Raw genomic sequence first — 16,530 nt, forward strand, 5'->3', positions numbered from 1 at the left:
GGAAAAGCCCTATTAGACACCACGGATTTGTATTGTTCATCTTCATTATAAGCTAAACTTCTTTTTCTGTCATGAGTTAGCAGGCTCTGCCTGCTTAGAGTTTTTTTAGTTCTAAGAACGCCATCTTAACTAGATGGTTTTCTTGTCCATTGTTTGTGATAGTTAAGACCTCACCTGTAATATCCTCTCGCATGCTAAAGCTATGAAAGGCTAAATCATCTTGGAAATAATTACTATCGACAATTGCGATAGCGTATACTGGTGCGATGTGTTTATAGCTCTGGTGGGTATCACCTTCTCGCTGGCGAACTTTTTCAAGATTTTGATTGACCTGACTGCAAAGGTAAGCCCACAGGCGATTGATTAAAAAATTCTGATGATGAACTTGAATCTCAATGATAACTTGAGTCCCATTGTCTAGTTCAGCTAAAACGTCTATGCTGGTATAGAAATCTTGTGCTGAATAAGGTAGGGAAGGCAAGACGTGAATATTGCTTCCCTCCAAAATAGTCACATTTTTAGCTGGCAAGTCCAGCATATCGCGAATAAATTGACAAGTGATTTCTGGATTGCTGAAAATTTTCTTAGCTACCAAGTCATTAGTTGGGCTGATGCCCGGATGTCTTAGAATCATCCTTTTCCTCCTTTTATTATACCACAGTTTTAAATCTAAGTTTACTAGATTCACTGCTACTATCTATTTATTCGGAAAAGTAAACAAAAATCAAAAAGAAAAGTATAAATCTTATCTAGTACAGCTCAAAATATTGATTTGAGACCGATGATAAGACTGGAATGCCAATTAATGAATTTATAGTAAATAGCTGACAGCTTGTATAATTGCTTAGTTTAAAATAAGCATGTTATAATAAAGCTATTGCATATAGTAGAGAGTTTAAACAAAGAACACTAGATTACATCAAACAGGGGCATAGACATGTCGAAGCAGCCAAAGTTTTTGATGTTGGAGTTAGAACTCTCTTCACGTGGGAAAAGAAATTACATGAACAAGGACACTTAGAGCGGAAGTAGATAGAGAGTTTATAGTTCCTAAGATCTATAAGGAAAGTATGACGAGCGACTTTTTTGTAGAGTGTTTCAAAATGCAACTCCTACCTGCTTGGAAGACACCTCATATTATTGTCATGGACAATGATATATGCATAAATCAAGTACCTTAAAGATTCCGATCGAACTTTGGAAGATGTCATGAATCAACTTCAAGATGTCATACAAGGACTGGAGAAGGAGGTGATAAAGTCCATCGTTAATCGGAGATGGACTAGAATGCTTTTTGAAAGCAGATGAGTATTAAAAAGCAGAAAAACGCATAGTATCAGGTGTTGAAAAACTTGATATTATGCGTTTTTTTGATTATGTGACTATTAGTCCGTCTCGCTCCGTTAGGTGCGAGACAAAAAAACCACCCGCTATGCGGGTGCGCGTCGAAGGTTATACCCAAAAAACTCCAAACGCGATACAATAAAGGTATTCAAACCAATTGTAAAGCGAAAGGAGAAAAATATGGCACAAAAAGCTCATAGTTTATCGCACACAAAGTGGCACTGTTCTATCACATTGTGTTCACCCCTAATTATAGACGAAAAGTCATCTATAATCAATATCGAAGTAGTTTAGGCGAAATATTTCATCGCTTGTGTAGTTATAAAGGAGTTGAAATTATCGAGGGTCACTTAATGCCAGGCCATGTACACATATTAGTAAGTATTCCACCAAAGATAAGTGTCTCGAGTTTCATGGGTTATTTAAAAGGCAAAAGTGCACTCATGATGTTTGACAAACACGCCAACCTCAAGTACAAGTTTGGGAATCGGCATTTCTGGGCAGAAGATTATTATGTAAGTATAGTAGGGCTTAATGAAGCCACAATTAAGAAATATATCCAAGATTAAAGAAATTATCCAGTGGATGATTTCTTCATGAGTATGAAAATTTGAGAACGAGTAAAGCATGATATAGCACTAGATAAATTGAGTGTGAAAGATATGAGGATCCCTTTAGGGATAGTGGCAAGTAATACTAAAGCCTCTTTAAGAGGAAAGTGACGAGTCAAGAGCAATGAGGCTTGAACAAAGTGAAAGCCAGCGTCTTTAGGCGCTGGCTGGTAATTTTGGCTTATAGCCCTGGGACAAACCACCCGTTTGACGGGTGGTCATGATTGTGGAAAGATCTACTTCAATTTCTCCTAAAATTGAGTTTTTTCCCAGCCTCCTCATTTATCCTATATTACAAAATCTATTATTTCTCATCTTCTTCCTTCTTCTTGAAGAATCCTAATCCTAGACCAGCTAACAAGGTCATGATACCAGCGCTAGCCAAGGTAGCATTAGCTTCTGTACCTGTGTTTGGCAACTCCTCTCTTCTATTTGTCTCAGAAGTTGGAACTTCTGGTTTTGGACTCACTGGAGTTTCAGGTTCAGGAGTTGGTTCTGGTTGGTTCGGTAGTTCTGGGCTTGGTGTCGGAGCACTTGGATGCTCTGGATTTGGTTGTGGTCTTGGCTCCTCAGGTCTATCTGGAATTGGTTCGTTAGGAAGAACTGGCGGTATCTTTTCAAATCTATGAATCGTAATACCATCCTTCGTTACAGTTGTAATATATCTGTATCCAGGAATATTTCCAGCTTCATGAGTACCTGGTTGGTCTGGTTTAAGTCGAGTACCATCTTTATCAAACCAGACTGTAATTTTATATTCTTGTTCTGGCTTGTCTACAGATGGAGAACCTGCAAAGAAAATATGTGTGACTTTTTTTCCTTCCAAACGACTTTCCAACCAAACATGATTTGCAATTCGACCTTTTTCATGTAAACCATTTTCAGTTGGTCTTAATACTTTTCCATTTACGTCAATCCATTCTGTCGTTCCTTCAAATTTAGGTAAATCAAGGATATTCGTCATAACACTAACAATCTTACTTTGTTTGTATTTATGTTTTGTTTGCGTATCTACCCATGTCTTCGGTTGAACTTGCTTACTTGGAATGTAGACACGACCATTTGTCGGATTGATAGTAACTCCATCTGGAGATTTTTCAATTTTCCACGTACCATCTTTATCTTTCTTCGTAACGATAGTTTCTTTTTCAGTACTGTTTCGTTTTGTAAATGTAATAGATAAAGTATCGGCATCTTTATTTGGCACGTCAACTTCTACAGTATTACCGCTTGGACGTTCGACAATTCTCGGTGTCGGTGGAATAACATAGATTTGACGTAACTTCACGACAAAGACTTGAGACGGATCTTTTCCTTCTTCATCTTTTACGTTATCAAATGTTGCTCCATCTTTCAGAGGATTGTCTACTAACTCGTAGTCACCATTATTAACTGGGTCACCTGTTAGTTTCTTCAATGTATCATTAAAGTTTTCTGTTGGGATTCCCTCTCCAGTTTTACCTGTCAGCGACATCCTTGAAGCAACAAGCTCCGTTTCTTTTCCGTCTTCGCCTATGACAACAAATTTGACAATAGCTCTTTGTCCATCTGGTGTATACTTGATTGGTGTATCCATCTTAGGATCATTTGGCGTTTCTGGAACTGGTGGCACCTTATATCCTTTTTCTGGATGTTTTGGATCCACTGGTTCTAACGGATTCCCTCCAATTTTTGGTGTGTAACCTGGAACGTATGGAATCACTGGTGGTGTTGGTTTATTAGGATCCGATGGAGTTCCTGGTGTCTCATTACCACCTGGTGTTTCTGGATATTCCGGATTCTTAGGTTTAGTAGGGTCGTCTGGATCGTTTGGATATGGAATTGGAGTTATATCCGTTCCTGTTGGTGGTTTTACTCCATCTGGAACTTTCGGTACCCTGATCCGATTTTTCTATATACAATTTTTTCCACAATATCCGCACTGTCAGCTGTTACTTCACTTGATTCTACTTTAGCTTTATCAGCTATATATCCTGTTAAAACTGGAGTTTTTACTTCTTCGAAAGTTTGTTTTTCACTCCATGGTCCATTTGTTGTTAATCCTGTAACTAGGTTAATTGTTAAGTTGCGTGTAAACTCAACTGTTTTCGTATTTGTTGGCTGTACATTTTCAACTTCTACTTCTTTTCCGGTTGAATCGTCAATTTTAACGTATTTAATTGTACGTGTTACTTTTTTAGTTTCCGTATCAGTTGTTATACGTTCCTTAACTACTACATTATACACCTGACTTGGCTCTTGTCCATCAGCATCGGTCTGAGAATCAATTTTTTTACTTTTTGTTTCAAATTCATTCGTTACAATATCATATCCACGTCTTTTCAGTTCTGTAATTGTAGAATTAACTGAATCAGATGAAAATTCTTTTCCTACTTCACCTTCTAGAGTAATATCATCATAACCTTTTAATGCTTCAGTTTTAGTCTCCGTCACTTGTTTCTTAAAGCGTACGACACCTTTACCTGTTGTTGGTGCTACTGGCTTTTCTATTTCTTCATATACAAAAGTAACAACTTTATCATCTACCGAATCAATTTCGCCTTTAACAGGTGCTGATCCTGTTAAAAGTCCACCATTTTCTTCAACTAATTTATAGTAGTGGTCATTCGTTCCTTCAATTGTCGCATGTTTACTTGATGTTACATCATATTCACTTGTTAATAAGACATCTTTTGCGGCAATATAAGTATTATCGCTATCTTTTTTACCGAAATTACTATCATCCTTAATGTTCAAGGCATTTCCCTGTTTATCTACATACTTCACCTTGACATTGGCTGATAATAAACTACGTAGCTCAGAAGTTTTTTTCTTTTTCTCAATTTTTTCTTTTATTTTTTTTCTCTTCTTCTTCAGTAATCTTACCTTTTTCTTTTAGTTTAGTAATAATTCGTTTTGTGACTTCTTTAGACGGTGCTACTGTATCTTGAATAACTGAGAAGTCGGCTAGGATAGGTAAGTTATATTGAAGTCTTGGACTTTGCTTATTAACACCAACACGTTTTTCGTTTTCAGCAAACACCTGTATCTTGTAGGCTACAACATCTTTGTCCAATGGAATATCTCCCGTTGAGAAATAACCCCCTTTACCTAGTTTATTCTCATCTCCACCAATTTCCTCAGTAATTTTTTTGGATAATTCAGCATCAGGTAGTACGTTTGAACGCTTAACTTTGTATTTTTCGACAAAGTAGGCAGTGAATTTTGAAAGACCGTCTTCTGCCTTCGCAGCAAGTTCATTCGTCTTTATTCTATTGTACTTATCTGCTGCTAGTTCACTTGCACTAGGTTGTTCAGTCGCTTCCATTTTTGAGCCAAGGATTTTCGCTTCTTTACTACCGTTTCTTGCTTCTACGTAAGTGTATGAGTTTGTGGATCCAATGGCTGATTTTAAGGCTGAGATTTCTTTCTTAAGTTTAGTTTTATCATCCTCTTTCGTAGTAGTCTCTAAAAGAGCTACTTTTGCCTCTAGTCTCTTTTTTAACTCCGCACGATGAGTCTTCACTTTTTCTGGATCTGTTTGAAGTTCTAATTGATCTGTATCTGCATGATAGATAATTTTTTTCGCAGTCGGCAATACAAAATCTAATATTTTATAAACACGATCTGAGTCTTTAGCTTTTACTGTTCCGTCTAAATTTGTTTCAGTGCTAACCAACCATATTGGGGAGTTTTTTCGCACCTCTGTATCCAATTTTTTGTTAAGACTATTATTAAGCTTATTGGCTACAGTTGCATATGGAACTGTAAAAATACTTCCCTCTTTAAATTTATAAGTTGGTTTTCCATTTTTTTCTACTTCATGCAATTCATCCTTATCTATAGGTAACTCAAATGTAACGTCTCCCTTTTTGGCAAGTTCTTGTTTAACTTCCTCTTTTAAAGCGTCTAGTTTGTCTTTATCTATTTTTTTGTCGTTCGGATATTTTTCTTTATATTTAGGATTTGCAAGAGCATTGACTTTTTTAATGTATTCATCTTTTAATAATTTTTTAATTACTTGATTAAACACACTTAAATCTACACCTTGACTGTAACGTTCTTCGTTCTCTACTATACCGTCAATTCGGTTGATCGTGTGGTCATAGACAGTTTCTTCAGAATTATCCTTTTTAATAGCTTTAACAACGATACGATAAGTCCCTTTTGACCCTTCATAGTCTGAGATATACCCAGTTACAAAGTCGATTTTCAAACGACTTCCATATTCTGTCGAAAAGGCTTTAAAAGTTTTTTCCATTCCATTGAACCCTTCGATATTTGGTGAATGTTGAAGCTTATCATCTTTTTCTTTCACAGGTAATTTATTAAGTTCATCTTTTTCAAACTTGTTATTTGCTGTCTTTATATCAAACTCAGATTTATCTTGTGCTTCATCTTCTTTATTGGCGATAGTACGTCCTTTGGCAAGCATTAACATATATTTGAAGCGACGGTCTAATGCTTGCTCGTGAAGAAAGATTTGGTCAAGGGCATTAGAACCAAGCATTCCACCTTCTTGGCGTTCACCATTTTTGTTATACCAACCAGTGAAATAGCCTTGTTCATTTTTCATCCCAATAGCGAACTTACCAGTTTCACCATCTTTTTTCATAATAGCTGTCCATCCACCAAAGCTACTGATTTCTCTAATTTCACCTGGTTGAAGTTTTTTACCATTTGGATTATCAGTGACGTTCCCATTTTCGTCAAATCGAAGATTGTCCCCAAGCGTATCCATATTTCTTAAATAAGAACGCTCGTTATTTTGAAAATCATCCGGCATATTTTGGATAATTTTCCACATTTCTTCAACTGTAGCATCATCTCCAGGTTTCTTAAATGTTAAATGAGCATTAGGATCGTCTGCGCCTTCCTCACCTTTTTTAGGCACGTTTACACCCGGATGATTTTCTTGTACTGTCTCACCCTTACGTTTTGGGTCAACGACTGTTTCCTTTTTATTTACTGTGGTTCCGGTAGAGGTTTCATCTGTTCCTCCATCTGTATTATCCCCTACCTCTCTTCTCACACGACGACTTCTAGTAGTTGTCGTTTCTGAAGTTGATGAAGAATTACTTGATGCAGATTCCTTTTTAGAATAATACACCAGCACTGTTTCATCTTTAGTTGACGATGTTACTTCTTTTGCTTCTACAGTATTGTTTCCAGACACATCATATCCATCAACTGGCGGAGCAGTTTTCGCTTCCCATTTTTCTGTTGACCACTCTTCTGTACCTTTTTTACGTGTTAAGGTAACTGTTTGAATGACTGGTGTTGCTACTTCTTTACTTTCATCAGAAGCATCTACATATTTAATGGTACGTGTAACGGTTTTTGTTTCTGTTTCTTCCTTAACAGAATGAGCCACTCCAGCTAGAAGGGTAGCTGGATTTGGGGCAGGTTCCGCCTGATAGTTAGACCCAGGCAAACTATTAGGGTTATTGGTATTAGATTCTGGGGACGGACTAGAGTGGCTTGTTCCTCCCTCAGTAGTAGCATTCGTCTCCGCATGTACTACACCTGCACCCATAGCAAAGTAAAAAGCGCCAATAACGACACTAGCTGCACCGACGCTTACTTTTCGAATACTGTATTTTAATTGTTTTTCTGTATGATTCATTTTTACACTCCATATATATATTGCGCTCTATTGCTTGCTATATATATATATATTATTTAATAGACAAACTATACATATTATACACCAAATGACTGTAAATTTCAAATTTTACGAATGGTAGATTAGGTGATAGAAGACTCTTTTTGCCAAAAGCAACGGGAGCTTCATCAGTAAGCCGACATCAAAGATGAAGCCTCATTAACCTTGCCTTGTCGTGTGCATCTTATGGACTTACTTCCTCCTATCAGCAAGCTCAGCGCCGTGCTTCAGGTAAACCCTACCGAGACTTGTCTATAACATCAAAGAGCGCTTTTATATTGATAATCTACCTAAAAAATATATCAATCCCTCCGTATCCAAGAGTCAGTGACAGAAAGGACTGTATTATACGGAAAGAGAGGATTTTTTGACTTCAAACACCTATAAACTTTAAGCACGATGGCGATGGAGAAGAAAGAAACCCAACTGATTTACAAGCAAACAGCCTTACTATTTTTAAACTTTCTCCTCTCTTTTCCGAATAAATAGATAGTAGCAGTGAATCTAGTAAACCTAGATTTAAAAATGTGCTATAATGAAAGGAGAAGAAATATGACTGTACGTCATCCGGGCATCAGCCCAACTAATGACTTGGTTGCTAAGAAAATCTTTAGTAATCCAGAAATCACTTGTCAATTTATTCGCGATATGCTGGATTTACCAGCAAAAAATGTGACCATTTTGGAGGGAAGCAATATTCATATCTTGCCTCCCATGCCCTACTCGGATCAGGATTTCTATACCAGTATTGATGTCTTGGCGGAGTTGGATAATGGAACGCAAGTAATTATTGAAATCCAAGTTCATCATCAGAATTTTTTCATCAATCGTTTGTGGGCTTATCTATGTAGTCAAGTCAATCAAAACCTAGAAAAAATTCGCCAGCGAGAAGGTGATACCCACCAGAGTTACAAACATATTGCACCCGTTTATGCTATTGCTATCGTAGATAGCAATTATTTCCAAGATGACTTGGCTTTCCATAGCTTTAGTATGCGCGAGGACACGACAGGTGAAGTCTTAACTATCACAAACAATGGTCAAGAAAACCATCTGGTCAAGATGGCGTTCTTGGAATTAAGAAAATACAGAGAAACCAGCAAAGATAGCATTCGCAAGCCATGGTTGGAGTTTTTCGGGAACAAACCCTTTACCCAAGAACCCGAGCGAGCCATCAGCCAGGCAGACCAACTGCTAGACTACAAGAGCTGGTCCGAGGAGGACAGGAAGATGTTTAGTCAACTACGTATGCGAGAAGAACAGGCATTGTTAGCGCATGACTATGCCTTGGAACAAGCGGAGGAGCGTGGTCGTGCTGAAGGTGGTTTCGCGATGTTAGCAAATCTAGTCCGCCAACATGTATTAAGCACTGAGTTTGCCAGTCAGCAATTAGGTATGTCAGTATCTGAGTTTGAAGCCTTGCTGGAAGATTATCACCAATAACAGTCAAGAAAACCATCTAATCAAGATGGCATTCTTAGAACTAAACGTCTAGTCACAGATTACTCAAAACACTGTTTTGAGGTTGTGTATAAAGATGCTGGGTAAAAGTCTTCTCATAATAAAACGTTTAGTATCAATGTTTTATTATGAGAAGACTTACTTTTTTACTGAAATTGAATTTTTCCTAGCCTCAACATCATATAAACCCCAAATTCAATCTGACCTGGTTTGAAGAGATTTTCGAAGCAGATAAGGTTTTACTAAAACTAAAAAAAATGATATAATCAAACTGATTAAATGTTTTAAAAATAAAGGAGAATTTGAATGTCTTACCAAGAAAATTACCAGAAATGGGTTGATTTTGCGGAGCTTCCTGACTATCTTCGTCAAGATTTGGAAAATATGGATGAAAAAACTAAGGAAGATGCCTTCTATACAAATCTTGAATTTGGTACTGCAGGTATGCGTGGCTTGATTGGTGCTGGTACAAACCGTATCAACATCTACGTTGTTCGCCAAGCTACTGAGGGATTGGCTCGTTTGATTGAGTCAAAAGGTGGAAACGAGAAAGAACGCGGTGTAGCAATCGCCTACGATAGCCGTCACTTCTCACCTGAGTTTGCCTTTGAATCTGCGGCAGTTCTTGCTAAACACGGCATCAAATCTTACGTATTTGAAAGCCTTCGTCCAACTCCAGAACTATCATTTGCGGTTCGTCACCTCAACTGTTTCGCAGGTATCATGGTCACAGCCAGCCACAACCCTGCTCCATTTAACGGTTACAAGGTTTACGGTGAAGACGGTGGACAAATGCCTCCACACGACGCGGACGCTTTGACTACTTATATCCGTGCAATCGAAAACCCATTTGCGGTAGAAGTTGCTGATGTGGAAGCTGAAAAAGCTTCTGGCTTGATTGAAGTTATCGGCGAAGCTGTCGATGTAGAATACCTCAAAGAAGTCAAAGATGTGAACATCAACCCAGCCTTGATTGAAGAATTTGGTAAAGACATGAAGATTGTCTACACACCACTTCATGGTACTGGTGAAATGTTGGCTCGTCGTGCTCTTGCCCAAGCAGGATTTGACTCTGTTCAAGTCGTTGAAGCGCAAGCAACTGCTGATCCTGACTTCTCAACTGTAAAATCTCCAAACCCAGAAAGCCAAGCAGCTTTTGCCCTTGCTGAAGAACTTGGTCGTCAAGTTGGTGCAGATGTTCTTGTCGCAACTGACCCTGATGCTGACCGTGTTGGTGTTGAAGTTCTTCAAAAAGATGGTAGCTACCTCAACCTTTCAGGTAACCAAATCGGTGCCATCATGGCTAAATACATCTTGGAAGCCCACAAAAATGCTGGAACTCTTCCTGAAAATGCAGCGCTCTGCAAATCTATCGTATCAACTGACTTGGTAACGAAGATTGCTGAAAGCTACGGCGCAACCATGTTCAACGTCTTGACAGGTTTCAAATTTATCGCTGAAAAAATCCAAGAATTCGAAGAAAAACATAATCACACTTACATGATGGGATTCGAAGAAAGCTTCGGTTACTTGATTAAACCATTCGTACGTGATAAAGATGCTATCCAAGCCGTTCTTGTCGTTGCTGAACTTGCTGCCTACTACCGTTCACGCGGTTTGACACTTGCTGATGGTATCGAAGAAATCTACAAAGAGTACGGCTACTATGCAGAAAAGACAATCTCTGTTACCCTTTCAGGTGTCGATGGTGCTGAACAAATCAAAGCAATTATGGCTAAATTCCGCAACAATGCTCCAAAAGAATGGAACGCAACAGCTATCACTGTCGTAGAAGACTTTAAAGCTCAAACTGCTACTGCTGCTGACGGTACTGTTACAAACTTAACAACTCCTCCAAGTGATGTTTTGAAATACACACTTGCTGACGGTTCATGGATTGCCGTTCGTCCTTCAGGTACAGAACCAAAAATCAAGTTCTACATTGCAGTTGTAGGGGAAACCAACGAAGAATCACAAGCTAAGATTGCTAATATCGAAGCAGAAATCAATGCTTTTGTAAAATAAAGACCTAAAAAGATGAGACCAATCAATCTCATCTTTTTTTCATATCAAATCTAAGCAATTTTAGAAACTTTATGGCATACTAGACATATCAATGAAAGCGAGGTAATCTCATGGAACAATTTTTAGATAATATCAAAGACCTTGAAGTCACTACAGTTGCGCGTGCGCAAGAAGCTCTTGATAAAAAAGAAACTGCAACCTTCTTTATCGGTCGCAAAACTTGCCCTTACTGCCGTAAATTTGCGGGTACCTTGGCAGGTGTCGTAGCTGAAACTAAAGCTCACATCTACTTCATCAATAGTGAAGAACCAAGCCAACTCAATGAGTTGCAAGCATTCCGCTCACGCTACGGAATCCCAACTGTACCAGGATTTGTTCACATTGCGGATGGACAAATCAATGTCCGTTGCGACTCTTCAATGTCAGCACAAGAAATCAAAGATTTCGCAGGATTGTAAAAAAGCCACTCATCGAGTGGTTTTTAAATGGTCAAAATTACCTTTTTTCAATCAAATCTTGTATCATTCTATGCAGTTCTTCTATCTTCTCGGATTGTTTCTCTAGTAATATTCTCTGACTAGACAATTCATCTTGAAGTTTATCAAGTTTTATCTGTTCATCTGGATTATCTTTTACAAAAAAGTTCGTCAAGGCACTTGTTAACATCCCTATTGTTCCAATACCGACAAGCATCAGTAAAACTGCTATCCATTTCCCAAAAAGGGAAACTGGAACAATATCACCATAACCAACAGTAGTTACTGTCACAAGAGCCCACCAAAGACTATCTGAGAATGATTTTTCTTCAACTACAGATAAAATTGAACTTCCTACTAGCACGATAAATATATTAACATACAAGACATAAATCAGGCCATTTGTCCGTAAGAATCTACTAATTTTTCTTTCTAATTTACCTGTAAGTCCAATTATTCTAAGTAAACGAGTCAGTTTCAGTAATTTTGTCAGCCTTGCTAAGCGGAAGATACGCCCTAATCGAAACACTGTAAAAATAGCATTTAAAGGCAGGATAGCTAGCAGATCAAAGATATTTTCAATTATGAATCGCCATTTCCCTTTACTTAAAAAGAACCGCCAGCCATAATCTACCACAAAAACACCCCAGATTGCTAAATCAATAATACTATAAGGCGGATTATCCAAATCAATCATCTCAGAAAATCCAAGCAAGACTAGAACAACAGATATCAACGCAAGTATGATAATCGATGTGTCATAGTAATCTTTAAATAACCATTTTCTTTTCACGCTATTTCTCCTATACCATTTTTGAACATTATACCACAACAAATATCTATTAATTTATAAAAAAGAAGGCCCTCGCCTTCTTTTTTATATATCTGTCAATGGTGTTGCGGTATCTGGTGAGGTATCATAAACCTTAAAGTCTACTCCAACTCCCAGATCAGCTTGTGCTAGCTGATTGACCATGGTCATATGAGCCAGTTCCTTGATATTGTTCTCCTTAGATAAATGCCCAAGGTAGATTTTCTTAGTACGATTCCCAAGTGTACGAATCATAGCTTCAGCACCGTCCTCGTTAGAAAGGTGACCTAGATCCGATAGGATTCGTTGTTTAAGTCGCCAAGCGTAAGAACCTGCTCGCAAAATCTCTACATCATGGTTGGACTCGATAAGATATCCATCCGCATTTTCGACAATTCCCGCCATACGGTCACTAACATAACCTGTATCTGTCAAAAGGACAAAACTCTTATCATCCTTCATAAAGCGATAGAACTGCGGTGCGACTGCATCATGGCTTACACCAAAACTCTCGATGTCGATATCTCCAAAGGTTTTGGTTTTACCCATTTCAAAGATATGCTTTTGCGAAGAATCCACCTTGCCGAGATACTTGCTATTTTCCATAGCCTGCCAGGTCTTTTCATTGGCATACAAATCCATACCATACTTTCGAGCCAAAACACCTACTCCATGAATATGGTCTGAATGCTCATGCGTAATCAAGATGGCATCCAAGTCTTCTGGCTTGCGATTGATTTCAGCAAGTAAGCTGGTGATTTTCTTACCAGACAAGCCAGCATCCACTAAAAGCTTCTTTTTTGGGGTTTCCAGATAAAAGGAATTTCCACTGGAACCCGACGCTAAAATACTGTATTTAAAGCCTATTTCACTCATTCTAGTCTTCTACTTCATCCTCCCATACTTCTTCTTTCACTGCATCCTTATCATAAGGGAGCACAATGGTAAAGGTTGATCCCTTACCGTATTCACTCTTGGCCCAAATAAAGCCCTTATGTTGTTTGATAATTTCTTTGGCAATAGACAGTCCCAAACCTGTACCACCTTGGGCACGACTTCTAGCACGATCCACACGATAGAAACGATCAAAAATACGTGGTAAATCCTGCTTAGGAATGCCTAAACCATGGTCAGAAATGGATAAAATCATCTGGTCTTCAGTTGTCTTCATTCTGACAGTGATTTTACCCCCATCTGGCGAATACTTAATAGCATTATTTAAAATATTGTCGATAACCTGCGTCATCTTATCTGTATCAATTTCCATCCAGATAGAATTGATGGGGTAATCTCTCACCAACTCATATTTTTTCTCCTTTTCCTGTCCTTTCATCTTGTCAAAACGATTGAGGATAAAGGTAATAAAGGCAGTGAAGTTAATCAGTTCCACATCCAAGTGACTAGTGGCGTTATCAATCCGTGAAAGATGAAGGAGGTCCGTCACCATGCGCATCATACGGTTGGTTTCGTCCAGAGACACCTTGATGAAGTCTGGTGCTACAGTTTCACACAAAGCTCCCTCATCCAAGGCTTCAAGATAGGATTTCACGCTGGTTAAAGGAGTCCGTAACTCATGACTAACGTTGGAAACAAAGAGTCTCCGTTCGCGCTCTTCCTTCTCCTGCTCCGTCGTATCATGCAAAACAGCCACCAAACCTGAAATAAAGCCAGACTCTCGACGAATCAAGGCAAAGCGAACTCGAAGGCTCAGATATTCGCCATTGATGTCTTGAGAATCTAGCAACAATTCTGGACTTTGGGTAATCAAATCACGCAATTCATAGTCTTCTTCTATCTTGAGCAATTCCAAAATGCTTCTATTCAGAACATCTTCTTTAACCAGCCCCAGTTGCTTCTTGGCTGTATCGTTAATCATGATAATCTGCCCCCGACGATTGGTCGCAAGAACCCCATCCGTCATATAAAACAGGATACTATTTAGTCTCTTACTCTCTTGTTCTAGATTTTCCTGAGTGAGACGAATAACCTCCGACAAGTCATTCAAATTATTGGTAATATTGGTGATTTCAGACCCACCTTGCATATCAAGAACCTTGGAATAATCTCCTGCAATCAAATCTTTAACCTTTTGATTGATTTGCTTCAATCGAATATTATCACGTCTATTTTCCAGTAATAAGAGGGTCACAACAAGGATGAAACCTAACAAAATCAGGATAAAGATAAAATCTCTGGTAAAAATGGTTTGTTTCAGTAAATCAAGCATTATTTCTCATGTAATACCCTACACCACGGCGCGTCAAGATATACTCTGGTCGGCTGGGCGTATCTTCAATCTTCTCACGCAGACGTCGGACAGTCACATCAACTGTACGGACATCACCAAAATAGTCATAGCCCCAGACAGTCTCAAGCAAGTGTTCGCGCGTAATGACTTGACCTGTATGCGATGCTAAATGATACAAAAGCTCAAACTCACGGTGGGTTAAGTCTAGTTCTTCGCCATATTTTTTAGCCACGTAGGCGTCTGGAACAATTTCTAAATCCCCAATTTGGATAGGCTGAGGTTTGCTATCTGCTTCCTGCCCATCTACTGGCATAGGTTGAGAACGACGCAGCAAAGCTTTAACACGCGCCTGTAACTCACGATTGGAGAAGGGTTTTGTCACATAGTCATCTGCCCCAAGCTCCAAACCGATGACCTTATCAAATTCGCTGTCTTTAGCCGACAGCATGATAATAGGTACACTACTTGTCTTGCGAATGGTCTTAGCAACTTCTAAACCATCAATTTCCGGAAGCATCAAATCCAGAATAATAATATCTGGCTGCTCTGCTTCAAATTGCTCTAGCGCTTCACGACCATTAAAAGCAGTTACAACCTCGTAACCTTCCTTGGTCATATTAAACTTGATAATATCCGAGATTGGTTTTTCATCATCTACAATTAGTATTTTTTTCATATGTTCACCTTTTTCTCTACTATTATACCAAAAAAATAGCAAGAAGACACGATAGCTAGTCTTGGCTACTGTCTAAGTTGGCTTTTGCATAAGCCTGCCAGATTTTTTGTTGGGGTTTAGCAAGTGGGTAATTCTTAAACTCTTCTGGTGAAAGCCAGCGAACTTCCCTATCTGAAAAGTCATGGAAGTCACTTACCTGACCTGCTGCAATTTGAACATGCCACTTGCGATGGCTAAAGATATGCTTGACAGTCTCAAAATAAGTATCAAACCAATCAACATCTAGGTCATAGTCCTGCTGGAAACTCTCCTCTGGACTGGGGCCAAAGTTCACACTTTCTTCTGCAACCTGATGAAAGAGGTCAAACTGCTCTTCTTGCGGAAACTCATCAACTTCTATCAAGGGGAAATGCCAAAATCCTGCCAAGAGCTTTTCACTTTCATTTTTTTCAAGCAAAAATTGTCCCTGACTATTCTTTACCACCAAGGCTTTAAGATAAATAGGGACCGGCTTTTTCTTGGGAGCCTTGATTGGATAACGGTCCATTGTGCCATTCTGATATGCCGCACTAAAGTCCTTAACTGGACTTTCTTCTGGTCTGGGATTTACAGGAGCCTCAATATCTGAGCCCAAGTCCATTAAGGCTTGGTTAAAGTCACCTGGCCGTTCTGGGTCAATCAAGATTTCCATCATTGCCTGAAAAATTTTGCGATTACTTGGAATCCCAATATCGTGGTTGACTTCAAACAGACGCGCCAAGACCCGCATGACATTACCATCGACCGCTGGCTCAGGCAAGTTAAAAGCAATACTGGAAATCGCTCCTGCTGTGTAAGGGCCAATCCCTTTCAAACTGGAAATTCCTTCATAGGTGTTTGGAAATTGGCCACCAAAATCAGTCATAATCTGCTGGGCTGCAGCCTGCATATTACGAACTCGAGAATAATAACCCAAACCTTCCCAAGCCTTCAACAAACGCTCTTCAGGCGCATTCGCCAAACTTTCTACTGTTGGAAACCAGTCCAAGAATCGTTCATAGTAAGGGATAACCGTATCCACCCTGGTCTGCTGAAGCATGATTTCAGATACCCAGATGTGATAAGGATTTTTACTTCTACGCCACGGTAAATCTCTTTTGTTTTCATCATACCAACTGAGAAGTTTCTCACGGAAAGAAATAATCTTCTCCTCTGACCATATAACGATACCGTATTCTTTCAAATCTAACATATC

At 38.9% G+C, this 16,530-nt stretch carries 12 protein-coding genes and 3 pseudogenes; 6 read left to right on the forward strand and 9 right to left on the reverse strand.

What is annotated here, in order from left to right:
- Window positions 1–100: 100 nt before the first annotated feature.
- Window positions 101–634, reverse strand: a pseudogene (locus PCY12_RS08670) (PD-(D/E)XK nuclease family transposase); the annotation flags it as partial.
- Between the two features lie 242 nt (window positions 635–876).
- Here PCY12_RS08670 and PCY12_RS10360 point away from each other — a divergent pair.
- The 3 genes and pseudogenes from PCY12_RS10360 to tnpA all read left to right on the forward strand — a co-directional run bounded on the left by PCY12_RS10360 (window position 877) and on the right by tnpA (window position 2,038).
- Window positions 877–1,032 carry an IS630 transposase-related protein gene (locus tag PCY12_RS10360; protein WP_367316732.1) on the forward strand — a complete coding sequence of 52 codons (156 nt, stop codon included), beginning with the start codon at window positions 877–879 and terminating at the stop codon, window positions 1,030–1,032.
- Window positions 1,033–1,185: 153 nt separating this feature from the next.
- A pseudogene (locus PCY12_RS08675) lies at window positions 1,186–1,308 on the forward strand (IS630 family transposase); the annotation flags it as partial.
- 216 nt (window positions 1,309–1,524) lie between these two features.
- A pseudogene (gene tnpA, locus PCY12_RS08680) lies at window positions 1,525–2,038 on the forward strand (IS200/IS605 family transposase).
- Window positions 2,039–2,259: 221 nt separating this feature from the next.
- On the opposite strand, the gene PCY12_RS08685 reads toward tnpA, so the two are convergent.
- From PCY12_RS08685 to PCY12_RS08695, 3 genes are all read right to left on the reverse strand, one after another.
- Window positions 2,260–3,657: an LPXTG cell wall anchor domain-containing protein gene (locus tag PCY12_RS08685; RefSeq protein WP_301352518.1), complete on the reverse strand. Its 1,398-nt coding sequence runs from the start codon at window positions 3,655–3,657 to the stop codon at window positions 2,260–2,262.
- A 149-nt stretch (window positions 3,658–3,806) separates the two neighbouring features.
- Complete coding sequence (locus PCY12_RS08690) at window positions 3,807–4,691, reverse strand: hypothetical protein (RefSeq protein WP_301352519.1); 885 nt, start codon at window positions 4,689–4,691, stop codon at window positions 3,807–3,809.
- A gap of 82 nt (window positions 4,692–4,773) precedes the next feature.
- Window positions 4,774–7,560, reverse strand: coding sequence for a YSIRK-type signal peptide-containing protein (locus PCY12_RS08695; protein WP_301352521.1), 2,787 nt, complete (start codon window positions 7,558–7,560; stop codon window positions 4,774–4,776).
- A gap of 591 nt (window positions 7,561–8,151) precedes the next feature.
- Between PCY12_RS08695 and PCY12_RS08700 the strand changes: the two genes are divergently transcribed.
- From PCY12_RS08700 to PCY12_RS08710, 3 genes are all read left to right on the forward strand, one after another.
- Entirely contained in the window at window positions 8,152–9,042 is an 891-nt protein-coding gene (locus PCY12_RS08700; protein ID WP_301352523.1) for an Rpn family recombination-promoting nuclease/putative transposase, read from the forward strand.
- Between the two features lie 324 nt (window positions 9,043–9,366).
- Complete coding sequence (locus PCY12_RS08705) at window positions 9,367–11,085, forward strand: phospho-sugar mutase (protein WP_000121686.1); 1,719 nt, start codon at window positions 9,367–9,369, stop codon at window positions 11,083–11,085.
- Between the two features lie 110 nt (window positions 11,086–11,195).
- The gene (locus tag PCY12_RS08710) at window positions 11,196–11,543 is read left to right on the forward strand and encodes a thioredoxin (RefSeq protein ID WP_000434635.1); all 348 of its coding nucleotides are present in this window, start codon (window positions 11,196–11,198) and stop codon (window positions 11,541–11,543) included.
- 37 nt (window positions 11,544–11,580) lie between these two features.
- Here PCY12_RS08710 and PCY12_RS08715 read toward each other — a convergent pair whose 3' ends face one another.
- The 5 genes from PCY12_RS08715 to mutY all read right to left on the reverse strand — a co-directional run bounded on the left by PCY12_RS08715 (window position 11,581) and on the right by mutY (window position 16,527).
- Window positions 11,581–12,354 carry an ion channel gene (locus PCY12_RS08715; protein WP_301352525.1) on the reverse strand — a complete coding sequence of 258 codons (774 nt, stop codon included), beginning with the start codon at window positions 12,352–12,354 and terminating at the stop codon, window positions 11,581–11,583.
- Between the two features lie 84 nt (window positions 12,355–12,438).
- A complete protein-coding gene (locus PCY12_RS08720) occupies window positions 12,439–13,248 on the reverse strand; it encodes an MBL fold metallo-hydrolase (protein ID WP_054384038.1) in 810 nt (269 codons plus the stop codon).
- 1 nt (window position 13,249) lies between these two features.
- Window positions 13,250–14,599, reverse strand: coding sequence for a cell wall metabolism sensor histidine kinase VicK (gene vicK, locus PCY12_RS08725; RefSeq protein ID WP_061387623.1), 1,350 nt, complete (start codon window positions 14,597–14,599; stop codon window positions 13,250–13,252).
- Window positions 14,592–15,296 (reverse strand): response regulator YycF, encoded by a 705-nt coding sequence (gene yycF, locus PCY12_RS08730; protein ID WP_050259789.1) that lies wholly within the window; start codon window positions 15,294–15,296, stop codon window positions 14,592–14,594. The genes vicK and yycF overlap by 8 nt, the downstream gene beginning before the upstream one ends.
- 55 nt (window positions 15,297–15,351) lie before the next feature.
- Window positions 15,352–16,527, reverse strand: a complete 1,176-nt coding sequence (mutY, locus tag PCY12_RS08735; protein WP_301352527.1) for an A/G-specific adenine glycosylase — start codon at window positions 16,525–16,527, stop codon at window positions 15,352–15,354.
- Window positions 16,528–16,530 lie beyond the last annotated feature (3 nt).

Source organism: Streptococcus sp. SPS1 (assembly GCF_030439915.1).
Lineage (GTDB): Bacteria > Bacillota > Bacilli > Lactobacillales > Streptococcaceae > Streptococcus.

Excerpts from the sequence above, each read along its gene's own strand:
- PCY12_RS08695 (WP_301352521.1), bottom strand. The coding sequence starts at position 7,560 with ATGAATCATACAGAAAAACAATTAAAATACAGTATTCGAAAAGTAAGC.
- PCY12_RS08700 (WP_301352523.1), top strand. The coding sequence starts at position 8,152 with ATGACTGTACGTCATCCGGGCATCAGCCCAACTAATGACTTGGTTGCT.
- PCY12_RS08705 (WP_000121686.1), top strand. The coding sequence starts at position 9,367 with ATGTCTTACCAAGAAAATTACCAGAAATGGGTTGATTTTGCGGAGCTT.
- PCY12_RS08710 (WP_000434635.1), top strand. The coding sequence starts at position 11,196 with ATGGAACAATTTTTAGATAATATCAAAGACCTTGAAGTCACTACAGTT.
- PCY12_RS08720 (WP_054384038.1), bottom strand. The coding sequence starts at position 13,248 with ATGAGTGAAATAGGCTTTAAATACAGTATTTTAGCGTCGGGTTCCAGT.
- vicK (WP_061387623.1), bottom strand. The coding sequence starts at position 14,599 with ATGCTTGATTTACTGAAACAAACCATTTTTACCAGAGATTTTATCTTT.
- yycF (WP_050259789.1), bottom strand. The coding sequence starts at position 15,296 with ATGAAAAAAATACTAATTGTAGATGATGAAAAACCAATCTCGGATATT.
- mutY (WP_301352527.1), bottom strand. The coding sequence starts at position 16,527 with ATGTTAGATTTGAAAGAATACGGTATCGTTATATGGTCAGAGGAGAAG.